Below are 22,376 nucleotides of genomic sequence, written 5' to 3'. Positions count from 1 at the left end.
CGTCACATTGCCCGACGCATCGGTGCTGACCGTGAACACGATCACGCCGCCGACGCCCGCACGGCCGACCACCTGCCCAGCCTCGAGGCTCAGCACCACCGCCTGGCCGCTCGCCGTGTCGACCAGCCCCGTCGCGCCGGCATTGAAGCCCAGCGCATAGGTGGTCGTGCCGGCGCCATCGGCGCCATAGCTCGAGGTGAAGGCGCTGGCGAAGCTCGCCGTCGCATTCGTCGTCAGATCCGTCTCGTCGACGCTTAGCGACGGCAGCTTCACATCCGCCATCGCGACCGTCGGAGCATCATCGTTGAAGGTGATGGTCAGCGTGCCTGGCGCCGTCGAGCCATCGGCGTCGGTGATCACGTAGCCGAGGTTGACCGTCGCATTGTTCTCGTCGTTCGGACCCTGTGCCTGGAGCACGTTGTCGAGCAGCGTCACCGTGTAGGCGCCGGTGGCCGGATCGGTCACATGCACCGTGAACAGGTCGCCGCGTGGACCCGTCGCCGTCAGCGTGTCGCTGGCGGCGTTCCAGCTGTAGGTGACGTTCTCCTGGCCGACCGTCCCGCTGGTGCCGTCCAGCGTCGCGAACGAGAAGCCGTTGGAACCGGCGCCGTCGCCGCCGACGCTGCCGCCCAGCGTGCCGTTGTAGGTCGCTTCACTGGCGCTGAGCGGAACCTCGCCGGCATTGGCGTCGATGTCGCCCGCCGTGCTTGCCGCATTGCCGCCGGCCAGCCCGTCATCATCGACCGTGGGCGCCGCCGTGCCGGTCGTCGGATGGTTGGCGTCGGTCACCGCAAAGCTGATGCCGGCAGTCGCCTTGTCGCCATCGCCGTCCGTCACGGTATAGGTCGCCGAGGCCGCACCGGCCCCGATGACCGGACTGTTGGCCGTGAATGCATAGCTGCCGTCGGCCTTGACCTTTATAAAGCCGTCACCGATGTCGATCGCCTGCGAGTAGCCGTCGCCGCCAAAGACCAGGGCGGTGGCGCCAATATGCGTCACCGTAGCGCCGTCGGCGCCGGCGACGAAGTCCAGCGTGCCGGTGATGGTCGCGCCTTCAAGAACATTCTGCGAAGCCTCGGTCGTGGCCGTCGGCACATCGTCGACGATGTTGACCGACAGCGTGCCGTTGACGCTCTGCGCGTCCTGGTCGGTGAGCGTGACGGTGAAATTCTCGAACAGGCTGTTGGTGCCCTGGACGGCGGGATGCGCCTCATTGTCGAGGAGCGTGTAGGTGTAGCTCACCTGACCGGTCGCGGCGTCGTAGGCCGTCACCGTCAGCGTGTTGCCCAGCGCCGTCGTGAACGAGCCCGCCGTGAACACGCCATTGGTGATGAAATTGTGGCCGTCGATCGCCAGCGAGGCGATGCCATCGGGCGAGGAAATGGCAAAGGTGCCGCCTTGTGTGTTGCTTTCCTTGGAAGTGTCGGAGCCGTCCGACTCACCGGATCCACGGTTGGCCAGCAGGTCATTTTCGTTGACGACGACGTCGCCGCCACCGGCCGCCGGCGTCAGGTCGCTGATCGTAGGTGTCGAATTGCCGATCGAAATCGTCAACGTCGTGTGCGACAGGTCTCCGTCGCCGTCCTTGATCGTATAGGTGAACACGTCGTGGACGCCGCCAGGCGTGCCGGCATCGCGCACATAAGTGTAGGAGCCGTCCGCCTGCAGCGTCAGCGTGCCATAGGCGCCATGGATCGGCGTGTTCAGTGTGACCCCGCTGTCCAGATCGGCATTGGTCGTGCCGGCGGCAACGCCCGCAACCTTCGCGTCATCGGCGCCCTTGGTGTCGGCTCCTGCCGCATTGCCGTCGCTGCCGGCGCCGCTTATCACATTGCCGCCTATAGGCGCGTGCGAACCCGCCGCCACCGCGTCGGTGTCGGCAACTGCCGTCGGTGCGTCATCGATGATGTTGATGACCAGATTGCCGCCCGGGGCCGGATTGCCATTTGCATCCGTCACCGCGACCGGGAAGCTCACATTGGTGGCGTTGCCGGCGGTGTTGTCGAGAAGCGTGTAGGTGTAGTGGATGGTGCCGATACCGGTCGCCGCATCGAAGACATAGCTCGCCGTCAGCGAGCCGGTCCCATCGGTGAAGGTCTGAGCCACACCGCTCAGCACATGGCCGTCGAGCGAGACCACCGACACGCCGTCAGGCGAGGTGAAGCCGATGTTGCCCGAGGTCGTCTCCGACGACGCGGACGCGTCCGAGCCGGCGGGCTCGCCGCCACGCGCCGGCAGACCGGCCTCGTTGACTGTTGCCGAGCCTATGAGATCGATCGAGGGGGTGGAGTCTTCCTTTTCCGCAACGCCAATCGTCAGCTCGCGCCGGTCCAGCAACCCGAACTGCAAGTCTGTCGGGGGCAACAAGGCCGAAAGGCCGAACCCGTCACCGATGCCGCCGGGGGGGATTTCGAAATTCCCGCCTGCACTGGGTGGCGAACCGCCCGTGCCGGCCGACATGGAACCGTCGGCGCCGAAGGCAACGTCGACATGGCTTGCCTCGAGCGCGGCCAGCAACGCAACGCGCGGCACCTCGACGTCGCCGATGACGAAGGTCGGCACGTTCAAGGCGCCGTCCTTGATCACGATCACCGAGCCGTCGGCCTGCTCGAGCACAAGGTTGTGGCCGTCGACCTTGATGTTGTCGATGGAAACGTTGGACGGAAGTTTCACGATGTTGCTGGCGTCAGCCACATATTCATGGGGTGCCGCGGGTGCGTTCGCCGTCGCCGGCGCTTCCGGCTTGACAGGTGCTCCGCCGCCGACATCGACCGGCACCGGTTCGGCCGCTGCCGGCGCGGGCTGCTGGGTCGAAGTTGCTTGTGCGACCAGGATCTCTCCCGGCGATGCCTGACCATTGTGTTCGCTGGACGCGGAATGCTCGTTCAAGGAACCCGAAGAACTGTCCAACTCATTATTGGTGATCATTGCTGAAACCCCTCCGACATTTCCCGGCAAGAGACATTGGCCACTTCTGCTTTGCAACAACCCCGCAATCTGTTTCATATACTCCGATATGCTTACCCCAGCATTTTTTACACGTTGGTAAACCTCGAACATATAACCTGATATATGCCGGCTTCTGCGTAGCGCGCCCGGTGGAGGTTCGACGCGGTCTCTTGGTAAATGGGAGTATAAAATCGAATAAAATTTTAAATAAAATAGACAAAGCCACTTGCCGTAAAGTTATCCACCTTCCTTTCCAATAATTTGAGACAAGATTGGTAGCGTCCACAGTCAAAGGTGGGCGTTATGAAAAAAGAAAAATCAGTTCTGGGAAAAACCAGGCTCAAGGTGCTCCTGCTGGCAATCGGCCTTGTCGGCCTGGCAGGACCTTCATTCGCAAGTGCCGTTTCCGGGGAGGCTGCCGCTATTGGCACGCCTCTGGAAAGGGTCCTGACGCCACCCTGCCTCGGCGGTGTTTCGCTGGCGAGGCCGCAGCCCTGGCAGCCTTTGGCGCCTTACCGGATCAGCATGGTTTTCGGCAGCTACGGCCCGGCATTTGCTGATCGCGGGGATGGTTCGTCAACGGCGCGAGCTGATGCCGGGATAGATCCGGTGCAGACGGCATCGATTATTCCCGGCGTATTCGGATCGGTCGCCTTGTCCATGCGCAATTTCCCCGTCTCGGCTCGTTGGGCACCCGTCTACCAGGCAATCACCAGTTGCTCGGCGGGCAGCGCCTGCGAGCGCAAGAGTGCGGCTTTTGCCAGCATGGTCTCCGCCGCCCAGGGCAAGGGATTCAGCGAGAAGCTATCCTTCGTCAACAGCAGCGTAAATCACCTGATTGCCTACAGGAAAGACAGCGACGTCTACGGCAAACTCGACTATTGGGCAAAGCCATCGGAAATTCTCGAACGGCGAGCCGGCGACTGCGAGGATTTTGCCATCCTCAAGATGACGGCTCTGCTGAGGGCCGGTATTCCAACGCAAAGCATGGCGCTCGTTGTTCTCCAGGACCGCAAGCGAGGCTTCTTTCACGCGGTGCTGTCGGTGAGCACAGGCAGCGGCACCTTCATTCTCGACAGCCTCAGCAACACCGTCGTGCGCGACAGCGATCTTCCCGACTACGTTCCGCTCTATTCGTTCAGCACGGACCGGGCCTGGATCCACGGCTCGAAACCGGGCGCAGCCCAGATGGCTGAGATCAAAGGCGGCTTCGCGACCGTTGCGCCGGGCGAAGGCGTTCAGCGATAGATTTTCCGGCAAGATCACATGTCGCCAAAAGTGACTTTGGGACAATGGTTTGCATGAAAACCAGAGCGCGAACGCTTCGGCTGCATCTAGGTCAAGGTGACGCGCCTTAGCCGCCGAAGACGAACGCCATCAGCAATTCCGGCTCGACCACCGGGGCTCGCACGACATTCAATTGACCCCGGTAGCGACGTTCACCGGCGCCGATGACAAAGCCCGTAGCCACCGGCGCTTGGCCATTGGCGTCGAGCCGCGCGAAAATGTCGGCTACATTGAGGTCCAGCGCCAGCTTGAGGTCATGGCGCGCATCGTCGTTTGGAGCTATCGGCAATTGACGCTTGACCAGTTGCTGGAACGGCGCGTTGAACGTCAGGATCTTCTTCGACGATGCCAAGGCAAAGGCCGGCGACGGGCAGGCGACCACTATGGCGTTGATGGTGTTGATCGAGGCAAGCCTTCGCAAGGTCAGGTTTTCCTCCCCCAATCCACGCATGCAGGCCACCCTGATCGCAGATGTCAGGTTACCTGTCTGTGCCTGACTTTCGGCGATCTCATCGATGAGCATCCCGATCGTGCACTTCCTGCTTTCGGCCATCTGCTTCAGCGTGACCCAGAAAGCCCGTTCCAAACGGATGCCGCGTCGTACGCCGCCGCGTGCCACAACCCGAAATTCCAGCCCAAAATCCTCAGCCGTGACAGGAGGCAGCAGCCGCTCGCGATCGGGAAGAGGAGAGCTGGCGCTACCGCTCACTCATCGCCTCCTGACGTGCCTTGTTGATCGGCTTCAAGAGGTAATTCAGGATCGTCTTGCGCCCGGTCTTGATGTCGACGGAACAGATCATGCCCGGGATGATCGAATAGGCCTTGCCGTCTCTCTCGAGTGTCGATTTGTCCGTCGACACGCGCACTTGGTAATAGGGTTCGCCTGTCTTCTGGTCGACCAGGCTGTCGGCTGTGATGTTGGAGACCTTGCCTTCGATGCCACCAAAGATCGAGAAATCGTAGGCGGTGACCTTGATGAGCGCGTCCTGGTCCGGCCGGATGAAGGCGACATCTCGCGGTGAAACCCGGGCCTCGACCAGAAGGGTCTCGGAGGTCGGGACGATGCCGGCCACGACCGCTCCAGGCTGGACGAAGGCGCCGACCGTGTTCAGCTCCAGCGTGTTGACAATCCCATCCACCGGAGACCGGATATCCGTGCGCGCGACCTTGTCGGTGGCGCCACGTATGGTCTCATCCACCACCGAGAGATCGGCCAGCGCCTCCGTCAGGTCGCTCAGGGCTTCCTGCTGCAACTGCAGACCTAGCTCGTCGACCTGAAGCTGGGCTTCCGTGATAGCCCCCTTGGTTTTCTTGATGGTTTCACCGGCGAGGTTCAACTGCCCTTGCAGTTCGGTATGCTCACGCTCGACGCGGATCTGCTCGGTCCTCGCCATCAGCCCCTTCTTGACCATGGAATCGACCAGCTCCTTTTCCTGGTCGCTAACAGCCAGGTTCTTGGTGAGACGATCGAGATTGGCGGTGGCTTCGTCCAATTCATTCTGGCGCTGATCGAGGCGCGACTTGAGAACCGACAGCTTGACTTCGAAGTTTTCGCGGCGCGCGACGAGCAGCTTCTGCTCGTTTTCGCAGATTTCCGGCGCTGCCTTCTGGATCTCGGGCGGACAGGGAAATGCGCCTTCGAGATTGCCGCTCTGCTCGAACTGGAGCCGCGCAATGCGCGCCTGCAGGGCTCGCGCCTTGGCCTGCTGCTCACCAAGGCTGGAGGTGTTGAGCGTGTTGTCGAGACGGATGATGAGATCATTCTTCTTGACGACCTGGCCAATCGTAACTGCGATTTCCTGGACGACACCGGCTTCACTCGCCTGAATGATCTGGGTCTTGGAAGCGGGTATCACCTTGCCGTCTCCCCGCGCGATCTCATCGACTTCGGCAAAGGCTGCCCAGGCGACAAATACAACGAAAAGCGCTCCTATGATGAATATGGACGCCGACGCAAAGAGCGGCGGCCGATCTTCCCTGGCAAGCATTTCCTACGCCCCAACGCATTGGATGCATTCAATTTGTTCGATCAGGCGCTTGTTTTCTGCAACGCCTGTATAACCTGGTCCTTCGGTCCGTCAGCAACGATCTTGCCCTGTTCGATAACGATCAGGCGGTCGGCCAGTTCTAGCATGCTGAAGCGATGTGTGGAGACGATCAGCGTGGTGTCGCGGTCAAAGGCGACCTTGAGCTGCTTTATCAACTGGCGTTCCGATGCGAGATCCATCGAGCCCGATGGTTCATCTAGAAAGACGATTTTCGGCTTGGTCAGCAGCAGGCGTGCGATCGCCACTGTCTGCCTCTGGCCGCCTGAAAGATTGGTGCCACGCTCGCCGACATTCATGTCGTAACCACGCGGATGGCGTGAGACGAAATCGTCGACGCCAGCCGCCTTTGCCGCGTCGATGATCTGCTCATCGGTAGCCTCCGGGCAAGCCATCAGGAGATTTTCCTTGATGGTCCCCGAGAACAGATCGCCAGCCTGCGCAACGATGCCGACAGCGGCCCGAACTTCTGACGGGTGATACTGGCGAATATCGATCCCATCCAGCAGCAGCTCACCGGAGGTCGGCAGGAACAGCCGGCCGACCAGCCGACCCATCGTCGTCTTTCCCGATCCTATGCGACCGATGATGCCGATCCGCTCTCCCGGCTTCACCGTGAAATTCAGACCGGTCAAAACCTCGTTTTCCGCGCCGGGATAGACAAACCCGACATTCCTGAACGCCATCGCCCCGTTGCGAATGGGTCGGTTGACGAAACCCACCGTGTCCGGCCGGTCCTCCGGTTGCTCCATGATCGAGTTCACCATCCTCAGCGAGAGCATGGCCTGGCGAAACCGGGACAGCGTGATGGCGATCTGGCCGAGCGGAGCCACCGCCCTGCTCGCCAGCATGACCGTTCCTATGATTGCTCCTGTCGAAACATGCCCTTCCGAGAAGGCGTAGGCGCCGGCCACCACCAGGGCGACTGTCACCAGCTGTTGTATCGACTGGGTTATGTTGCCTGCGGCCGCCGAGAGTTGCTTGATCTTCTCGGACGTGTTGGCGGCGTTCTTGGAGTGCTCTCCCCATTTTCGCAGCAGATACGCCTCGGCGCGCAGCGACTTGATCGTCTCCAGCGTCGAGATGGATTCGACCAGCAAGGCCTGGCGTTGCGAAGCTTCGTTCATCGAGGCGGCGACGCGCTTGCCGATGCGGCGCTGGGTAATCAAGCCGACGATGACGGACATCACAAAGGCCAGCGCCGGTATGATCACCAGCCAGCCGCCTATCGCATAGATGACGAGAAGAAAGACGAAGACGAATGCCGTGTCGATGAACACGCTGATGGTGTTCGAGGTGAAGAACTCTCTGACGAACTCATATTGCGTGACCCGGTTTGCGTATTCGCCGGTCGAGCCGGGACGCGCCGACAGTGACGAGTTCAGCACTTTTTCGAACAGAAGATACGATATCCGAAGATCCGCCTTGCGCCCGGCATAGTCGATGAGGGAAGCCCTGGCCGTCTTCAAAAGCAGATCGAACAGGATGACGGCGCCGATGCCGATGGCCAGAACCCACAGTGTGGATATTGCCTTGTTCGGCAGGATCCTGTCGTAGACGTTCATCGTGAAGATGGGTGAGGCGATGGCCAGAACATTGATGAATATCGCAGCAAGGACGACTTTCGAATAGGTGCGCCAGAAGGCGCCCATCGTCCCCGTCAGCCAATGGCGCCTTTCGATCTTCTGTGCGGAGCCGACCTTCATCGCCTCGGTGGCATTGGCATAGGTGATCGAGAAGGACGCGCCGCCGCTGATATAGCTGGCAGCCAGCTCGGATCTGCTGATCGTGGTGCGGCCGTCTTCTTGGGGCGCAGTCAGGTATTCGCCCGCTTCAATCTCCGCGAGCAGGGCGACAGGCAGCTGGCTGGCGCGAAACAGAATGGCGGGCAGATCGACGCGCCCGCGCAGGAAATCGCGATGACTGACGTCCTTGACCTCGAGGCCGATGCGCTCGGCAAGGTGCCGAATATCCTCTACCTCAATTCGCGTCTCTGAAATCGGCACCCCGGCAAACAGCACTGTCTCCGCGCTCGGCCTGCCGAGATAGCCGGCGACCGCTGAAAAGCAGGCTTTGAATGCCTCCTTGGGGGAGAGGATGTTGGGTTGCTGGTTCACGATATGCCCGTAAGGACCCTCGCTGGACCTTGCACCGTCCTACTTCTTCCTCACTGGCGCAAGGATATCGAAAGGCAGGTCGTTCTTCTGCTCCGATGGCGTCCGCGCATAGGTTTCAGTGTCCGCGGTTTCTGGTGCGTTGAACTCGGATCGTGCATAGGCCGTCGCTTGCTTTGCCGGCTGAAGACCCATCGTTTTCAGCAATTGACCTGTCGCGGCCAGAAGTCGGTATTGGGCGAACAGCGATGCATAGGATGCTGTGTCCGCCAGCGTTGCCGTGTTGAACCGGGTATTCTGCGCATCGAGCACGTCGAGCAGCGACCGTTGCCCTACCTTGAATTGCTCGCGGTAGGACGAAACCAGCTTTTCACTGGAAGCGGCCTGCAGCCTGAGCGTCTTTGCCAGGTCGGCTTGCCGGAAACGGCGATCCCATGACGTGCGGACAGCCTCCTCGATCTCACGCAAGACTTGGTGATAGGCAAGCCGCTGTTCGCTGGCACGGCGGATCTGCTCCTGTTCATTGGCCTTGTCTATGCCGCCTCGATACAGGTTCCAACGCAGCACCAGACGCGCCTGCAGGTCACTGGCGTCGCCATTGTCGCCGTCAATATCATACCCTCCCCTGGCACGGCCTTCGGCCAGGACTTCGGGGCCGTATTTCGCCCGGGCCGCATCCACCATGGAAGCAGCAGCGGCGATATCGCTGGTGGCCATATGAACGCGTGGATTGTTCTGTCGTGCCAGGCCCAGCGCATCGTCAAGTGACCTCGGCAGTGCGGCGGCGACATCACCGGGCCGCGAAGCATTGACCAGCGGTTTGCCGACGGTCTTGAAGAACCGGATCCTGGAGGCTTCCAGTTCTTCGCTCGCCTCCTGCATGCGTGCCTGGGCTGCGAACAGACGCTCTTCGGCCTGCTGCCGGTCGGCCTCGTTCAGCGCCCCGCCCGAGATGCCTTGCCGGATGTCGCCGAGTATCGCCTGATGGAAACCGAGGTTCTTCTTGGCTTCGGCGACGATCGAAGCCTGCAGCATGTATTCAAGGTAGTCTTGGACGACCGACAGCCCGATGAATTCCGAGCGTTCCAGGACCCGAAAGGACGCTCCGTCGACCCGCGATGCCTGGCGGTTCAATTCCGCCCGCCGCGCGCCGCTGTCAAACAGCTTCTGTGTGACCACCAGATCCGCTTCCGCCGGATAGAGCGAATCGTCCTCTATCGACAGTGCGCGCCGGGACGTATTGTCGAGGCGACGAACTCCAGCCGATGCCTCGACATCGACACTGGGAAGATAAAGGCCCTTGGCCTGTCGCAACTCGAACTCGATTGCTTCGCGGTTTTCAATTGCCTGTCCAATCTCGGGATTGGATTCCACCGCGACAGCCATCGCCTCCTTGAGCGTGAGCGCATGAGCACTCGCGCAAGTCAGCATTGTAGCCGCCATCAAAAGACCAAGGCGCTTGCCGACGGCCGAGATGCTTGTCTTATTCATATAACCCACCCTAAAGTTTCCCCCAGCACCCTTATTCGAGAGCGCTACGCCAAGCCAAGGCCTGCCTCCGAGAACTATCCACAGTTTCACGAAATGTGTGAGGAATTATTGAATTAGCTCCTGCTAAATCGATGATTCAGGCGACAAGATTGTTAGATGTAGCAAAAATGGCACATAAGCATAGACCCCCTGCGATCGTATCCTGACGCTGTCAGTTGGGAAAAGGACCAAAAACGGAAGGTGGTTAACCAAGGCAGGGAGAATCAAGCAGGGATAGCCGCTATTTGCGACCAAACCGAAGGCAGATCGCTGTTGCGGCAATCTTTTCGGGGGATCAAGGATTGCGACGGCGCCGTGAACTAGATGTTCTCGCGGGTGTAGATCTCGAAGGGCAGGATCGTCGTGAAGTTGCCGCCTTCGTTCGGGGCCGAGACGGCGCGGACCATGCCGGCCAGCGCTTCTTGGGCGATGCGGGCCAGCGGGTGCGAAATGACGAAGGTCAGCGTGCCGTCGAGAAGTGCGGCGCGGGTCGTGTCCATCAGTTCATAGCCGACGACGACGACGCTGCCGGCCCGACCGGTGGAGCGCAGCGCCGCCATGGCGCCGGTGATGCCGCCGCCGGCGACATAGAGGCCAGACAGATCCGGATTTTCGTTCAGCAGCTTTTCGGTCATCTCCTGCGCGATGGCGCTGGATTCGAAGGTCAGCAGCGGCTCCAGCAGCGTGAAGCCAGGAGCATGTTCGCGGAAATAGGAACGGAAGCCGCTCTCGTTCATCTCCTGGCAGCGGTAGCGATGGTTGCCGACCAGGATGCCCAGTCTGCCGGGCGCCCGGCAGACATGCTCGAACACCCAGGCCGCCGTTCGCCCGACCTTCCAGCCATCCAGCCCGATGTAGGGAACCTGGCCCGTCGCCGATATCTGCGAGATCAGTGCGAACACCGGCACATTGCGGTCATGCAGCGTGTCCACGGCCTGGGTGACGAGCGGATGGACCGCGGCGACGACACCAACGGCGTTGCATTCGGCGCCCAAGGCCAGCATGCACGAGGCGACATTCTGCGGCGACAGATCGTCAAGAAACTCGGTGCGCAGCTCTATCTCGCAGTCGGGCATCGTCGGCGCCACCGCACGTATCGCCTCGGCAATGTTGCGGTAGAAGGCGCGGCCGGGCTGATGCAGCAGGAAACCCAACCGGTAGCGCGGCCGGGCGGCCGCTATACGGCTGCGCAGCGCACCCATGCCATAGAAACCGATCTGCTCCGCCGCCAGCCTGACGCGCTCGCGCGTGCCCTGGCGGACGGCGCCCGAGCCGCTCAGCACCCGGTTGACGGTGGCCACCGAAACATTTGCCTCGGCGGCAACATCCTTGATGGTCGGCCGCTTGTTCTGATCCATTTCGTCTCATCAGCCTATAGCATTTGATACGAAGATATCATTCGTCAAGCAATCCTGAGACGAATGATACAATCAATTTGGAATAAACATTCTATTCTTGATTCATTTTGGATCAAGATGTTTATCTCGGGAAGAAGCAAGGAAGGCGCAAGCACCGCCAGCCCAGGGATAGAAGCAGCACAGCGCAGACAAGGTTCTGACCCTCCGCCCGACGGCGGTGTGAGGCAGCGTGCGCGTGCGAGCCATCCCAGGCGTTGCGGGTGGAGGATCCGGGATGGACGATCTCAAATACGGCGTGCGCGACAAGCGCGGCGACTGGAAGCCGAACGGGCGCATCGAGGCCGTGCCGTTGTGGAATTGGCCACCGAGGCTGCCGAAGATCCTGGCGTGGCTGCCCGGTTATATCTGGCCGTGGAACGCCTTCCACATGGCCACGGCGCTCCTTTACTGGTTCTATATCGTCCCCAGCGTCGAGACGATGAAGACGCTCAGCTGGGGTTGGGCGCTCTGGCTCTACGCCGTCAACGCCGCGGCGATCCTGGTCTTCTACGGTATTTTCGAGCTGCGCTATTACGTCAGGCGCGCGCAAGCGACACGCTTCAAATACAACCACAAATTCCCCGCCGATGCGCCTTCCGACGTCTTCTGGTTCCAGAGCCAGAACCTCGACAACTTTCTGCGCTCGTTCTTCATCACGATCCCGCTATGGACGGTGGTCGAAGTCATCTTCCTGTGGTGCTTTGCCAACGGCTACGTGCCGTGGGTCGGCTGGCATGACCACCCGGTCTACCTCGCCGCGCTGGTGCTGGTCGCACCGGCCATTCACGAGGTGCATTTCTTCTTCATCCACCGCCTGATCCACTGGGGTCCGCTCTATCGCTGGATCCACTCCGTCCACCACAATTCGATCAACCCGTCGCCCTGGTCGTCGCTGTCGATGCACCCGGTGGAAGGGTTCCTCTATCACGCGGTCGCCTTCTGGCATCTTCTGATCCCGTCCAACCCCATCGTCGCACTGTTCCAGCTGCACGTCGCCGGCTTTGGTGCCGTCAACGGCCATCTCGGCTTCGAAAAGCTGGAACTCACGCAGGACACAGCCGTATCGAGCCACGCCTACGCGCACTACCTGCACCATAAATATTTCGAGGTGAACTACGGCGGCGACGGGCTGATCCCGCTCGATAGATGGTTCGGCACCTTGCATGACGGCACCAGAGAGGGCGACGCCATGATGGACGCCCGGTTCCAGAAAAAGAAGCAGCGCATGAATGCCAGGGCGTAAGCGACGCCGGGCGAAGCATTGATCACGCGACGCGCCGGGAGGGGAGCGTCGGGACCAAGTTTTCCAATCCGTCTGATGACGGCAACCGGGAGGAAATGAAATGAACCATATCACGAAGCTTTTGACTGCGGCGATGACGGCAGCCTTGGTGGCGACAGGTGCCACAGCCGCAATGGCTGATGGGGCGAAGATCTTCGTCATCGGCGGCAAGGCGGACGACCCGTTCTGGTCGAAGGTCAAGAAAGGTGCGGACGACGCCGGAAAGGTCGCCGAACTGACCGGCGGCTCGGTGACTTGGCTCGGCCCGCAGAACTACGACAATCTTGGCCCGGACGCCGCCAAGCTGATCCGCACCGCGCTCAGCCAGAAGCCGAGCGCCATCGTCGGTCCCGACTGGGTGCCCGAGGCCATGGATGACGCCTTCAAGGAAGTCGTTGCCGCCGGCGTGCCGCTCATCATCTACAATTCCGGCGGCATGGACGCAGCCAAGCGGCTCGGCGCCATGAACTATGTCGGCAACGAGGAATACGTGGCCGGTGTCGGCGGCGGCGCCTATTTCGGCAGCCATGGCGCCAAGAATGTGCTGTGCGTCAACACCTTGCCGGGCTCCACCAACACCGAAGACCGCTGCAAGGGCATCGCCGACGCCATCGCCAAGAGCGGCGGCAAATCCATCCAGCTGCCGCTGCCTTCATCCAGCTTCGGCAACCCGACCGCGGTCGCCGAGGCGATCAAGGCCGCCGTGCTGAAAGACAACACCCTCGACGGCCTCATCACCATCAGCGCCGGCGACGCCAACAGTGCGGCCAACGCCATCAGCCAGGCCAATCTTGGCGACAAGGTCAAGCTCGCTTCCTTCGACATGGACGAAACCGGCCTGCAGCGCATCAAGGACGGCACGCAGATGTTCTCGATCGACCAGCAGCCTTATCTGCAGGGCTATCTCGCGGTGTCGCTGCTCAACGGCTTCGTCAACTACGGGCTCGACCTGCCGACGAAGCCGGTGCTGACCGGACCGGGGATCGTCGATGCCGCCAACGTCGGCGCGACGATGGGTGGTGCGGCGGCGGGCGCCCGCTAATTCGCGCAAACCGAGTGTCCGGCCCCGCCGTGGGCCGGACATCGCCGGCCGGCGCCCCTCCGAGGGCCGCGCCAGGCACCCCCATTGTTCAAGCCAGGGACCACTTCGATGACATCCCAAGCCCATGACCAACCCGCCGTGGTAGCGACTGCGCTACCCACCCCGCATTCCTCGATACCCTCGATCGGCAGGCTCGTCCGGCGTCCGGAGGTCGGCTCGCTGATCGGCATGATCGCCGTGCTGGTGTTCTTCTCGATCTTCGGCGGCGCCAACTTCATGTCGGCCGGCGGTGCCGCGAGCTGGCTCAACGTCGCCTCGGAACTCGGGATCATCGCCCTCCCGGTGGGGCTATTGATGATCGCCGGACATCTCGATCTCTCTGTCGGCTCGATGATCCCCGCCAGCTCGATGACCATCGCCATCATCTCGGGCCACTACGGCCTGCCGATCATCGTCGGCATCCTCGCGGCCCTCGCCCTTGGCCTCATCGTCGGCTTCATCAACGGGCTCCTGGTAATCCACACCAAAGTGCCGTCCTTCGTCGTCACACTGGCAACGCTGTTCGCGCTGGCCGGCCTGACGCTCGGTCTCTCGATCATCCTGTCCGGCAGCACCAGTGTTGCGCTGAGGAGCGGACCGATCGCCAAGCTCGTGTTCGGCGACTATCTCGGCGGCAAGTTCCAGGTGACCCTGTTCTGGTGGATCGCCATCGTCCTGGTCGTCGGGTTCGTCCTGAACTTCTCGCGCTTCGGCAACTGGATCCTGGCCATGGGCGGTGACTCGGTCAGCGCCCGCAATGCCGGCATCCCGACGGACCGGGTCACCATCGCGCTGTTCATGAGCAGCGGCCTGTGCGCGGCCTTCGTCGGCATGTCGCAGGCGATCCTCTACAACAGCGCCCAGGTGGCTGCGGGGCAGTCCTTCATCTTCAACTCGATCATCGCGGTGGTCATCGGCGGCGTGCTGCTCACCGGCGGCTATGGTTCGGTGGTCGGCATCGTGCTTGGCACGCTGACCTTCTCCATCGTCAACCAGGGCATTTTCTACACCGGCTTCGACGCCAATTGGGCAAGCCTGATCATCGGCGTCCTGCTGCTGGCGGCCGTGCTGATGAACAACACCTTCCGCACCATGGCGCTGACCTACGCGCCGCGTACCAAATCGAGGGTCCGCTCATGACCACGCCCCTGCTCAGGCTGACCGGGATCAACAAGTCGTTCGGTCCGATCGACGTGCTTCACGACATTTCGCTGGAGGTCAACAGAGGCGAGGTGCTGTGCCTGCTCGGCGACAATGGCGCCGGCAAGTCGACGCTGATCAAGATCCTCTCCGGCGTCCACAAACCGACATCGGGCACGATGGAAATGGACGGCAAGGCCGTCGCCTTCGACAGCCCGCGCGACGCCAGCGACCACGGCATCGCGACGGTGCACCAATTCGGCGGGACGTTCCCGCTGATGAGCATCGGCCGTTCCTTCTTCGTCGGCGCCGAGCCGACACGGCGCTGGGGACCGCTCACCATCTACGACCGCAAGCGGGCCAATGAGATCGCCGTCACCGAGATGCGCCAGCTCGGCATCACCCGCATCGACGACGGCGATCGCCTGGTCGGTGGACTGTCCGGTGGTGAGCGGCAGGCGCTGGCGATCGCGCGCGCCGTGCATTTCGGCGCCAGCGTGCTGATCCTCGACGAGCCGACCGCGGCTCTTGGGGTCAAGGAGGCGGCGCACGTCCTGCGCATCGTCCTGCAGGCACGTCGCAAGGGCATCGCGGTCATCTTCATCACCCACAATGTCGTCCATGCCTTGACCGTCGGCGACCACTTCGCCGTCCTCATCAGGGGCGCCAAGGCCGCCGACTTCCGCAAGGGCGAGAAAAGCCGTGAAGCGATCACCGACCTGATGGCAGGCGGCGAGCAGATGGCCGAACTCGAAGCCGAGATCGAGAGCTTCTCGGCGGCTGACGACAGGCATGCGCCGCATGGCGCAAGCCATGCATGAACCCAGTGAAGACGCCCATCTCCTCCTCCCGGGCATCTTCCTGTGCGGCCGGCGGAATGCGTGGTTCCGCCGGCTGTCTTTTCGACCAACCCAAGAACAGACTGCAGGGCGACAATGGCAAGGTGGATTGATGCGTGCGCGGCCGATGATATCGAGGAAGAGGACGTTATCCGCTTCGATCACGAGGGCCGGACATTCGCCATCTACCGCAGCCCCGACGATGCGTTCTTCTGCACCGACGGGCTGTGCACGCATGAGAAGGTGCATCTGAGCGACGGGCTGGTTATGGAATACAGGATCGAATGCCCCAAGCACAACGGCGTGTTTGACTACCGGACCGGCGAAGCGCTGCGCGCGCCGGTCTGCGTGAACCTTAAGATCTACAACACCAAGGTCGAGGACGGCCGCGTGTACATCGAGGTCTGACATGTCCGATCCCTTCACCCTTGCGGCTTGCGCCGAGATGCTCTGGCGCGACCGGCCGATGGAATGGCGCGTGCGGCGCCTGACCGAAATGGGCTTCCAGGTCGGCCTCTGGAACTGGCCCGATCACGACCTCGCAATGCTCGAGAAATCCGGCGCGACGTTCTCGATCATGAACGGCTATCTGCGCGGCCGTCTCTCCGATGACGAGGGCGCCGCGGAACTACTGAAGACGGCGAAAGAGACCGCGGCGGTCGGCAAACGCCTCGGCGTCGCACGGCTCAACCTGCACGGCACCGGGCTGGGCGAAGGCGGCCTGCCGGTCACGCCCTGCGAGACCGTCACTGGCGCCATGTGGCTCAAGGCACGCGACACGCTGAACCGGATTGCGGATCTCGCCGAGGCTGAAGGCGTGACATTCACGCTGGAGAATTTGAACCTTCCGGTCGACCATCCCGGCGTGCCTTTTGCACGAGCCGAAGACACGCTTGCGCTGGTGTCGAGTGTCAACCGGCCGGGGCTGCGCCTCAACCTCGACCTCTACCATGCACAGATCGGCGAAGGGAACCTGATCGAGCTGTGCCGCGCCTGCCTGCCATGGATCGGCGAGGTCCAGGTGGCCGACGTGCCGGGCCGAATGGAGCCCGGCACGGGCGAGATCAACTATCGCGGCGTCGCCCGCGCGCTGAAGGACATGGGCTACCGCGGGCCGGTGGGCATGGAAGCGTTTGCCTCGGGTGATCCCGAGGCGGCACTGCAGGCCTTCCGTGAAGCTTTCACCGTCTGAGGAACAAGAATGGTCACCAAGAGCAGCCGTCCCACCGTCGCCGACATCCGCGCCATGAAGGGCCGCGGACAAAAGATTTCCATGCTCTACGTCACCTCTCTCGAAGAGGCGGCGGCAGCGGATGCGGCCGGCATAGACATGCTTTCGATCGAGGGGCGCTTCTTCTCGCCCGAGATGCGCGAGGCGGCCGGCCGATGCTTCGTGCAGGTCGGGCTGCCCTACGGTCCCGCCGGCAATCTGGTCACCTCGGAGGATTATCTGAAAACCGCCTACCAGTTCATGCGCATCGGCGGCGACTGTTTCTACTGCGCCGCCTCGCTCGATATCCAGAAGGCGCTCTGCGACAACGCCGTGCCGGTCGTCGCCCATGTCGGCCTGATCCCCTCGCAATGCACCTGGACCGGCGGCTTCAAGGCCGTCGGCAGGACGGCCGAGAGTGCGCGTGCGGTGTGGGATCACGTCAAGCGCCTGGAGGCCATAGGCTGCTTCGGCGCCGAGCTGGAGGTGGTACCCGACCGGGTTGCCGAACTGATCACGAGGAATACGCCCCTGATCATGCTCGGCATGGGCGCCGGGCCGCATGCCGACGCGCAGTATCTTTTCAGCGAGGACGTGCTCGGCCACACCGCTGGCCACAGGCCGCGCCACGCCAGGACCTACCGCAACTTCGCCGCCGAATATGAGCGGCTGCAGCGCGAGCGCATCGCCGCCTATCGCGAGTTTATATCCGACGTGCAGACGGGCGCCTACCCCGAGCCACAGCACGTGGTCCCCGTCACCGACGACGAGCTTTCTGCTTTCAAGATTGCCCTGGGTCTTTAGTGATTTGCCTAGATGGAGCGGATAATCATTTGTCCGTCGGGCGGCAATCAGGCACATCCCAGTAGGGCGGATCACCGATTGCAGTGATCAGACATTCCGCGAACGCCTTGAGCTTGGCCGATGGCGGCGGCCCTTCAGGATACGCGATATAGATGAATTCGCCTTCGGCCTCGACGCCGATATCGACGACCTTGAGTTCACCGATTCTGATCGCTCCTCCGGCAATGAATGTCGGCAGCAAGGCTATTCCTAGCCCCGCGATCGCAGCCTCACGCATGACGTCACCATTGTTGACGAGCAACCCGATCCGACCCCGGACAATCGCAGCGCCGTCGGGGCTGGGAAAGCGCCAATCGGCGACTCCGCGATGGGTGTAGAAAATGCCCCGATGGCTGGCCAGGTCAGCCATTGACGTAGGCGCACCGTTCCGGGCGATATACTCCGGCGACGCGACGAGAACCCGTCGGCTCGCCGCGAGACGCCATGCTATCAGCCGCGAATCCTGGATCGCACCGTGTCGCACAACCGCATCGTAACCATCGGCAGCGGCATCGGCGCGCCGGTCATCGAGATCGAGCGTCAATTCGATCCCTGGATGGCGCGCCAGGAAAGGGTAAAGCGCCGGCCCGAGATGCATGCGTCCAAATGTGACCGGCGCCGAGATACGCAGCGGCCCGACCAGTTCGCCGCGTCGTTCCGCCATGTCGGCGCCGGCGTCCTCCACTTCCCTGACGATGCGCCGCGCTCGTGCGAGGAAAGCTATCCCATCCTCCGTCAGGGTAAGTCTCCGCGTCGTACGATGCAGCAATGTCGTGCCCAGGCTTCTTTCGAGCTCGGCCAAACGCTCGCTCACCACCGATTTGGACAATCGTTGACGCCGGGCGGCTTCGCTGATCGAACCGGCTTCCGCTACGGTGACGAACGTGCCGATGCCTTCAAGCTTCATGATTGTCCGCATTTTCCGAATTCGAGTTCCCGAATTATATGGCTAATCAGAACGAAAGTCCTGCGCCATACTCAAGCAAGGCACAGATGATGGTCACGAGACTGGGACCAATTGGCGGAGATTAAGAGATGTTCAGGTTCCTGCTTGGCCTGTTTGGCATGCTTGTGATTTCATTGCCTGCCGCAGCGCAGGTTCAATCGCTGCCCCCTGGCTTCCAGACGCAGGATATCAAGGCGGGTGATGTGACGCTGCATGTCCGTGTGGGCGGACAGGGCTCCCCGGTGGTTTTGATACATGGTTTCGGTGACACCGGTGATATGTGGGGGCCGCTGGCCACCGAGCTGTCCCGCGATCACCGGATCGTCATTCCGGATCTGCGGGGTATGGGTCTGTCGTCCCATCCAGTCGATGGCTACGACAAACGGACACAGGCGGCCGACATCCGCGCAATTCTGACCGCGCTTGATATCGACCATGCCACCATTGTCGGGCACGATATTGGCACGATGGTCGCCTACGCCTATGCGGCACGTTATCCGGACAAGACCGAAAAGCTGGTGGTGATGGACGCGCCGGTTCCCGGCATTCCGCCCTGGGATGAGGTCGTGCGCAGCCCGGCGCTGTGGCATTTCGACTTTGGCGGGCCGGATGCAGAGCGGCTGGTGGCGGGACGTGAACGCATCTACCTTGATCGTTTCTGGAACGAATTCGCTGGCGATCCGTCCAAGATCAACGAAGCAACGCGTGAACACTATACCAAGCTCTACGCCCTTCCGGGAGCGATGCGCTCGGCCTTCGCGCAGTTCCGCTCTATCCGGCAGGACGTCGAAGACAACAAGGTATCCATGATGACGAAACTCACCATGCCAGTGCTGGCGATCGGCGGCGAAAAATCCTTTGGAGCAACCGAGGCGATCGTGATGCGCAATGCCGCGACGGACGTGACCGAAGTCGTGGTCCCCCATTCGGGACATTGGCTGATGGAAGAGCAGCCGGAGGCCACGATCGCAGCCGTGAGGACTTTTCTCGACCGGAAGTGAGGCGCACAAGTCTTCGCCCGGCGAGTTCCTTGGCTTGATCCTCAATCGTATCGCCCTGACTGACAGAAAGCTTCCGAAGCCGGTAAAAGCACATGGAGGTGCCAGCCTGCTGCTCCGTACCGAGATAATTCAGATGATAATGCCTCGGCTGCGCCACTCGCAACGGTTGCAGACGCTTACCCGGTAACGCCGATCCGTGGATTGGCCCCCATGCCGGGGCCGCATTGCCTTCTGCAACCGCTCGCTGGATAGTCCCAGCAATGTTCGAGACTCTGGCGACTCACTGGCCCCAAATCCTTGCGATCATCTCGGTGGTGATGGCGACCGTCGGCATCATCCACGTCGTCATGACCAAGGAAGATGTCCGCGCAGCCACCGGCTGGGTCGGCGTGATGGTGCTGTCGCCTATCATCGGCGTGCTGATCTATGCCGTCGCCGGTATCAACCGCATCCGTCGCGCCTCGATCAGCGCGCAGCGCCCACTTACCGGCGGCGCGGTGTCCGCCAAGCATGAGCGCGACGTTGCCGCCGAAGAGGCCCTGATCGTCGAGCGATACGGGCAGCGGTTCACCGGTCTGCGGACACTGGGCGACAGGGTGGCGCGGCGCGCGCTCCACCCTGGAAACGCAATCGATGTGCTGGAGACAGGCGACGAGGCCTATGCCGCCATGTGCGCGGCGATTGACGGCGCCGAGCGCAGCATCCTGCTCGAGACCTATATTTTCGACAATGATGCCGTCGGCATGCTCTTCGTCGAGGCGCTCGCCGGCGCCGTCCGGCGCGGCGTCACGGTCCGCGTGCTGATCGATGCCGTCGGCGCCCGCTATTCCGTGCCGAGCATCCTGGGGCATCTGCGCAGCGCCGACATCACCGCCGATGTCTTCAACGGCAACATCGTCATGGGCCTGCGCCTGCCCTACGCCAATCTCAGGACCCACAGGAAGATCCTGATCATCGACGGTAAGGTCGCCTTCACCGGTGGCATGAACATCCGCAAGGGCTTCTCGGCCGAGTTCGCCGGTTCCAACTGCGCCAGGGACACGCATTTCCGGGTCACTGGTCCGGTCGTCGCCGATCTCTTCTCGGTCGCCGCCGAGGATTGGCGCTTCGCCACCGACGAACCGTTGAAGGGCGATGCCTGGCGAATTGGGCCGCTGTCGCCGGCGCCCGGCCTGCCCATGCTGGTGCGGGCGGTCGCGTCCGGCCCGGACGCCAGCATCGAGACCAACCACAAGCTGCTGATCGGCGCGTTCTCCGTCGCCCGCAAATCGATCCGCCTGATGTCGCCCTATTTCCTGCCGGACCGTGAATTGATCAGCGCCTTGACCACCGCTGCAAGGCGCGGCGTCGAAATCGACATCGTGGTGCCGGCGGTGAACAATCTTTTCCTTGTCGACCGCGCTATGACGGCGCAGTTCGATCAGCTGCTGAAGAACTATTGCCGCATCTGGCGCACGGAGGGACCGTTCGACCATTCGAAGCTGCTTTCGATCGACGGCGTGTGGGCGTATGTCGGCTCTTCCAACCTTGACGCCCGGTCGCTGCGGTTGAATTTCGAGATCGACCTCGAGGTCCTCGACGCCGGCTTTGCCAGCGAGATCGAGGCGCGGATCGCATCGGCGCTCGCCACCGCAGTGCCGGTGACCCTCGACGCCTTGCGGGCCCGACCCTTCCTTATCAGGCTGTTCGACCGGGTATTGTGGCTCGGTTCGCCCTATCTCTAGCCAAGGTTGGCGCGTGTGAAGCCTGCCTGTCATGGAATATATGCCGACGGCGCCTATTTTGACTGTAGCCCGGTTCCGAATTGAAGCCAGCGAGGACGAGCAGCACGGATATGCAAAGAACTGGACGCAGCCTTCCGGCAAGCATGCTTCTATCCATTCGCGACCGCAGGATGCGGAAGGCAAACGCCGGTGCGCCCAAGCGGACAGGCACAACCGGAACGCTGGTTGCCTCCTACAACGTCCACAAATGCATCGGCCTCGACAGGAAGTTCGATCCCGAGCGGACCAGCCGCGTCATCCGCGAAATCGATCCTGACGTGATTGCGCTGCAGGAAGCCGACAACCGCTTCGGCGACCGTGACGGGCTTCTCGACCTGTCTCGCCTGGAACATGAAACCGGCCTGGTGCCGGTGCCGATTGCGGCCAATGGCAAGGGGCATGGCTGGCATGGCAATGTCCTGCTGTTCAAGAAGGGCGTCGTCCGCGACGTGCATCAGATCAGGCTGCCGGGGCTGGAGCCACGCGGCGCCGTGGTGGCGGAGATCGATCTTGACGGAAACCGGACCCTGCGCGTCATCGCCGCCCATCTCGGTTTGCTGCGCCGGTCCCGCTCGCAGCAGGCCCGTGTCGTGCTGGATATCATGAACAGCCCCGATGCCACGCCGACGCTCCTGCTCGGCGATCTCAACGAATGGCGGCTCGGCAACCGCTCCGCGCTGAATACGCTGCATGTCACCTTTGGCCCGCTGCCGCCGGCAGTGCCCACCTTCCCGTCGAACCTGCCGCTGCTGGCGCTCGACCGCATCATGGCCAACCGGCACGGCATGATCTCGGCCGTGGAGGCGCATGACACGCCGCTTTCGCGGGTGGCGTCCGACCACCTGCCGCTGACGGCATTTGTGCGCCTGTAAGGCAAATTGTCCCGCCGATGACGCCCAACCTGGCGTCCACGGCTATGAAAAGCGATGTTGGAACGCTAAGTCTTCCC

18 protein-coding genes are annotated in these 22,376 nt (G+C 62.1%); 11 read left to right on the top strand and 7 right to left on the bottom strand.

The window, feature by feature from the left end:
- The coding region (locus AC1DYW_RS25985) for a DUF5801 repeats-in-toxin domain-containing protein (protein ID WP_477228087.1) at positions 1–2,928 on the bottom strand (2,928 nt) is incomplete at its 3' end.
- Positions 2,929–3,474: 546 nt separating this feature from the next.
- Between AC1DYW_RS25985 and AC1DYW_RS25980 the strand changes: the two genes are divergently transcribed.
- Positions 3,475–4,197 carry a transglutaminase-like cysteine peptidase gene (locus AC1DYW_RS25980; RefSeq protein ID WP_477228086.1) on the top strand — a complete coding sequence of 241 codons (723 nt, stop codon included), beginning with the start codon at positions 3,475–3,477 and terminating at the stop codon, positions 4,195–4,197.
- A 106-nt stretch (positions 4,198–4,303) separates the two neighbouring features.
- Here the strand turns inward: AC1DYW_RS25980 and AC1DYW_RS25975 are convergent, their stop codons facing one another.
- The 5 genes from AC1DYW_RS25975 to AC1DYW_RS25955 form a co-directional block, all read right to left on the bottom strand.
- Positions 4,304–4,945, bottom strand: coding sequence for a ribbon-helix-helix domain-containing protein (locus AC1DYW_RS25975; RefSeq protein ID WP_477228085.1), 642 nt, complete (start codon positions 4,943–4,945; stop codon positions 4,304–4,306).
- Entirely contained in the window at positions 4,935–6,224 is a 1,290-nt protein-coding gene (locus AC1DYW_RS25970; protein WP_477228084.1) for an HlyD family type I secretion periplasmic adaptor subunit, read from the bottom strand. The genes AC1DYW_RS25975 and AC1DYW_RS25970 overlap by 11 nt, the downstream gene beginning before the upstream one ends.
- A gap of 41 nt (positions 6,225–6,265) precedes the next feature.
- Positions 6,266–8,398 (bottom strand): type I secretion system permease/ATPase, encoded by a 2,133-nt coding sequence (locus AC1DYW_RS25965; RefSeq protein WP_477228083.1) that lies wholly within the window; start codon positions 8,396–8,398, stop codon positions 6,266–6,268.
- Positions 8,399–8,437: 39 nt separating this feature from the next.
- Positions 8,438–9,886, bottom strand: coding sequence for a TolC family protein (locus AC1DYW_RS25960; RefSeq protein WP_477228082.1), 1,449 nt, complete (start codon positions 9,884–9,886; stop codon positions 8,438–8,440).
- Between the two features lie 359 nt (positions 9,887–10,245).
- On the bottom strand, positions 10,246–11,283 hold the full coding sequence (locus tag AC1DYW_RS25955) for a LacI family DNA-binding transcriptional regulator (RefSeq protein WP_477228081.1): 1,038 nt from the start codon (positions 11,281–11,283) through the stop codon (positions 10,246–10,248).
- Positions 11,284–11,557: 274 nt separating this feature from the next.
- On the opposite strand from AC1DYW_RS25955, the gene AC1DYW_RS25950 reads away from it, so the two are divergent.
- From AC1DYW_RS25950 to AC1DYW_RS25920, 7 genes are all read left to right on the top strand, one after another.
- The gene (locus tag AC1DYW_RS25950) at positions 11,558–12,565 is read left to right on the top strand and encodes a sterol desaturase family protein (RefSeq protein ID WP_477228080.1); all 1,008 of its coding nucleotides are present in this window, start codon (positions 11,558–11,560) and stop codon (positions 12,563–12,565) included.
- 100 nt (positions 12,566–12,665) lie between these two features.
- Complete coding sequence (locus AC1DYW_RS25945; RefSeq protein ID WP_477228079.1) at positions 12,666–13,646, top strand: sugar ABC transporter substrate-binding protein; 981 nt, start codon at positions 12,666–12,668, stop codon at positions 13,644–13,646.
- Positions 13,647–13,874: 228 nt separating this feature from the next.
- Positions 13,875–14,825 carry an ABC transporter permease gene (locus tag AC1DYW_RS25940; RefSeq protein ID WP_477228096.1) on the top strand — a complete coding sequence of 317 codons (951 nt, stop codon included), beginning with the start codon at positions 13,875–13,877 and terminating at the stop codon, positions 14,823–14,825.
- Positions 14,822–15,646: an ATP-binding cassette domain-containing protein gene (locus AC1DYW_RS25935; RefSeq protein ID WP_477228078.1), complete on the top strand. Its 825-nt coding sequence runs from the start codon at positions 14,822–14,824 to the stop codon at positions 15,644–15,646. The genes AC1DYW_RS25940 and AC1DYW_RS25935 overlap by 4 nt, the downstream gene beginning before the upstream one ends.
- Before the next feature lie 114 nt (positions 15,647–15,760).
- A complete protein-coding gene (locus AC1DYW_RS25930) occupies positions 15,761–16,072 on the top strand; it encodes a MocE family 2Fe-2S type ferredoxin (protein ID WP_457152391.1) in 312 nt (103 codons plus the stop codon).
- 1 nt (position 16,073) lies between these two features.
- The gene (locus AC1DYW_RS25925; protein WP_477228077.1) at positions 16,074–16,856 is read left to right on the top strand and encodes a TIM barrel protein; all 783 of its coding nucleotides are present in this window, start codon (positions 16,074–16,076) and stop codon (positions 16,854–16,856) included.
- A gap of 9 nt (positions 16,857–16,865) precedes the next feature.
- A complete protein-coding gene (locus AC1DYW_RS25920; RefSeq protein WP_477228076.1) occupies positions 16,866–17,678 on the top strand; it encodes a 3-methyl-2-oxobutanoate hydroxymethyltransferase in 813 nt (270 codons plus the stop codon).
- 25 nt (positions 17,679–17,703) lie between these two features.
- Here AC1DYW_RS25920 and AC1DYW_RS25915 read toward each other — a convergent pair whose 3' ends face one another.
- Complete coding sequence (locus tag AC1DYW_RS25915; protein WP_477228095.1) at positions 17,704–18,627, bottom strand: LysR family transcriptional regulator; 924 nt, start codon at positions 18,625–18,627, stop codon at positions 17,704–17,706.
- A gap of 125 nt (positions 18,628–18,752) precedes the next feature.
- Here AC1DYW_RS25915 and AC1DYW_RS25910 point away from each other — a divergent pair, with 125 nt between their 5' ends.
- From AC1DYW_RS25910 to AC1DYW_RS25900, 3 genes are all read left to right on the top strand, one after another.
- Entirely contained in the window at positions 18,753–19,664 is a 912-nt protein-coding gene (locus AC1DYW_RS25910; protein ID WP_477228075.1) for an alpha/beta fold hydrolase, read from the top strand.
- Positions 19,665–19,924: 260 nt separating this feature from the next.
- Positions 19,925–21,388 carry a phospholipase D-like domain-containing protein gene (locus AC1DYW_RS25905; RefSeq protein ID WP_477228074.1) on the top strand — a complete coding sequence of 488 codons (1,464 nt, stop codon included), beginning with the start codon at positions 19,925–19,927 and terminating at the stop codon, positions 21,386–21,388.
- 110 nt (positions 21,389–21,498) lie between these two features.
- Positions 21,499–22,299: an endonuclease/exonuclease/phosphatase family protein gene (locus tag AC1DYW_RS25900; protein ID WP_477228073.1), complete on the top strand. Its 801-nt coding sequence runs from the start codon at positions 21,499–21,501 to the stop codon at positions 22,297–22,299.
- Positions 22,300–22,376 lie beyond the last annotated feature (77 nt).

This window comes from Mesorhizobium sp. P2_D5 (genome assembly GCF_056404355.1).
Note: the sequence above shows the minus strand (reverse complement) of the source record. Positions and strands in the feature narration are given on the sequence as shown.